General features: G+C 67.3%; 2 protein-coding genes and 1 pseudogene. 1 reads left to right on the top strand and 2 read right to left on the bottom strand.

Annotated elements, in window-relative coordinates; all coding sequences use genetic code 11:
* Positions 1-756 (top strand): annotated as a pseudogene (locus RMN86_RS04260) (elongation factor 4); the annotation flags it as partial.
* Between the two features lie 4 nt (positions 757-760).
* On the opposite strand, the gene RMN86_RS04255 reads toward RMN86_RS04260, so the two are convergent.
* Together RMN86_RS04255 and RMN86_RS04250 are read right to left on the bottom strand one after the other, a co-directional pair.
* Entirely contained in the window at positions 761-1,531 is a 771-nt protein-coding gene (locus tag RMN86_RS04255; protein WP_309604591.1) for a glucose 1-dehydrogenase, read from the bottom strand.
* A gap of 24 nt (positions 1,532-1,555) precedes the next feature.
* Entirely contained in the window at positions 1,556-2,614 is a 1,059-nt protein-coding gene (locus RMN86_RS04250; protein ID WP_309604590.1) for a phosphotransferase family protein, read from the bottom strand.
* Positions 2,615-3,294: the final 680 nt, after the last annotated feature.

Here is a 3,294-nt window from a genome sequence, read left to right as displayed (position 1 = left end):
CACCTGGAGATCATCCAGGAGCGGCTGAGCCGCGAGTTCGACCTCGACCTGATCGCGACGGCGCCCAGCGTGATCTACAAGATCGGCCTCAACGATGGCTCTGAGCTCGAGCTGCACAACCCTGCCGACATGCCCGATCCGGTGAAGATCGCCACCATCGCCGAGCCCTGGATCAAGGCCACCATCCTGACCCCGGACGAGTATCTGGGCAGCGTCATAAAGCTCTGCCAGGACCGCCGCGGCGCCCAGCGCGAGCTGAGCTACGTCGGCTCCCGCGCCCTGGTGGTCTACGACCTGCCGCTGAACGAGGTAGTTTTCGACTTCTACGACCGGCTGAAGAGCGTGTCGAAGGGCTATGCCTCCTTCGATTATCAGATCGAGGACTATCGGGTGGGCAACCTGGTCAAGATGACCATCCTGGTGAATTCCGAGCCGGTGGATGCGCTGTCGATGCTGGTCCACGCGGATCGGGCCGAGGCCAGGGGCCGCGGCATGGTCGAGAAGATGAAGGACCTGATCAGCCCGCACATGTTCCAGATCCCGATCCAGGCGGCGATCGGCGGCCGGATCATCGCGCGCGAGACGGTCCGCGCGCTGCGCAAGGACGTCACCGCCAAGTGCTACGGCGGCGACATGAGCCGCAAGCGCAAGCTGCTGGACAAGCAGAAGGCCGGCAAGAAACGCATGCGCCAGTTCGGCAAGGTCGAGATCCCGCAGGAGGCGTTCATCGCGGCGCTGAAGATGGACGCGGATTAGGGCGTCAAGCCGCCGTATAGCCCCCGTCAACAACCAGCTCCGACCCGGTCATGAAGCTCGACTCCTCTGAGGCCAGGAAGACGATGGCGTCGGCGATCTCGCGCGGGACGCCCAGGCGGCCCATGGCATGGCGCGAGATGATCACGTCGCGCAGCTCGTTCTCGTTCTCGGAGTCCCGCAGGACGTTCACCACCATCGGCGTCTCGATGTAGCCGGGGTGGACCGCGTTCACGCGCACGCCCAGCGGCGCGAGCTCCAGCGCCACCGCTTTGGTCAGCATCAGCACGCCGCCCTTGGAGGCGCAGTAGGCGGCGGCGCCCGGCTGGCCCACCTTTCCCAGGATCGACGAGAGATTGATGATCGAGCCGCGCCCGGCGGCGGCCATCGCCGGCGCCACGGCGCGCACGCCCAGGAACGTACCGTCCAGGTTGATGCTGGTGACCCGCCGCCAGCCTTCCAGCGTGGCCTCCAGGATCGGCTGCCCGCCACTGGCCACGCCGGCCGAGTTCACCAGGACGTCGATGCGGCCGAACCGGCTCATCACGGCCTCGACGACCTCGGCCCAGCGCGCTTCGTCGGTGACATCCTGGGTCAGGAACACAGCGGTCCCGCCGGCCGCGAGGATCTTGTCGGCGACGGCCTGCCCGGCCTCGGCCGCCAGGTCGGTCAGCACCACCTCGGCGCCTTCCCGCGCGAGCCGGCGGCCCGTCTCCGCGCCCAGCCCGGAGGCTCCCCCGGTGATCAGCGCCACCTTGCCGTCCACGCGTCCCGTCATTTCGACACTCCCCGTCGCACAAACCTACCCGATCCACCGCATCGCGCGCCGGAACAGGCCCAGCGTCTGGTTGTGCAGCGCGAGACCCGTCGAGACCTCGGCCTTCCCTGCCGCCGCGCGGGCGTGGGTGCCTTCCAGGATGATGCCCAGCTTGTAGCAGGCCAGCACACCGTACCAGTGGATGGCCGTCAGGTCGCGCTCGGTGCGGCCGGCATAGCGGTCCACCAGCTCGGCGGCGGTCGGGAAGCCGTCCCACGGCTTGACCGAGACGTTGCCCGGCTCGGGGCCGTCCAGCTCCGGCCAGGTGGCCAGCAGCCATCCCAGGTCCAGCAGCGGATCGCCGATGGTGGTCAGCTCCCAGTCGACGATGGCCGCCAGGTCCGGGCTGTCGAACCGGTAGAGCACATTGGCCAGGTGATAGTCGCCATGGATGATCCCGGGTTTGAAGCGCTGCGGCCGGTGTGCATCGAGCCAGGCTCCGACCGCCTCGACCCCCTCGATCTCGCCCGGCCCGGCCCAGCCCGGATAGTCGGCGTAGCTGGCGAGCTGCTTCTTCCAGCGGCCGACCTGGCGCTCCAGGAACCCCTCCGCGCGGCCGAAGTCGGCGAGACCCACCGCCACGTGGTCGACGGCGCCCAGGGCGGCGATCCCGTCCGCCAGCGCCAGCCCCATGGCGCGCCGCACCTTTGGGTCGCCGGCGTGGAGCGCGGGCAGGCCTACCGTCGGGTTGAAGCCGTCGATGGGCTCCATCAGGTAGAAGGCCGCGCCCAGCACGTCCTCCTCCGGGCAGGCGGCGATCAGCCTCGGATGCGGTACGTCGGTGTCGGCCAGAGCGCCCAGCACCCGAGCCTCGCGGCGCATGGTCTCGCTGCCGTCCATGTGGGCGACAAGCGGCGGACGGCGCAGCATGAACCAGCGGTCCCCGCGGCGAAACTTCAGCAGGATGTTCTGCGTGCCGCCGGGGGGTCGTGCAGCCTCTTCGATCGGCCCGCGCTCCAGCCCGCGGTCGTCCATCCAACTGGTCAGGCGTCCAAGGTCCACTAGACCACGCCAAGCGTCCAGGGAGGGGGCGGCGGCGCTCATGTGCTGTCCTCCAGGCTGACATTGCCCGCCACACTAGCGCGGCCTTGCGTTGACGTTGGAGCAAGCCGGGAGCGACCGCGACGCCGGCCCCTGCTATGGGCTGGGGATGACCCGACGGATCGCCGGACCGATCGCCTCGTTTCTGCTGGTCTCCGCCGTGGCCTCGCCGTTGCTGGCGCAGGCGCAGAGCCTGGGCGGCCTCAACCCCGAGGTTCTTGCAGGCGTTCTACGGCAGCGTGAGCCTCCATGGCTCGGGTACCAGCCGGGCGCCTCTCCACGGTTGCGAACCTCGCTTTAAGTAGAGTCTCCGGAATCCACATCCCATCGTTCCGGGCGCGCCAATTTCTCTCATCAAATCAATAGCTGTACCCACGGCTTGGGGTCCTGACGCGATCCCTGCCTGTCAGTTTAGGACGGGCCGAAAATGTTAGAGCGCCGATTCACAAGAGAAAAGTGCCCGTTTTTAGGGCGGGGTTTTTCGAGTCTGAGGTTTCCGAAATCTGACGGTCGATCGGCGATGAAGTTCGCGCTCGGCTCTGGCCGGGAGCTGAGGCACAGTGTGACTTGACCGCGTGGGTGGCTATTCGCCAGGATATTGTTTTTATTGTTATATCCAGACAAAAGTCCAGAAAATTGGCGCGCCCGGAACGATTCGAACGTCCGACCCTCAGATTCGTAGT

Origin of the sequence: Phenylobacterium sp. (genome assembly GCF_031360265.1) — a bacterium.
Lineage (GTDB): Bacteria > Pseudomonadota > Alphaproteobacteria > Caulobacterales > Caulobacteraceae > Phenylobacterium.
Note: the sequence above shows the minus strand (reverse complement) of the source record. Positions and strands in the feature narration are given on the sequence as shown.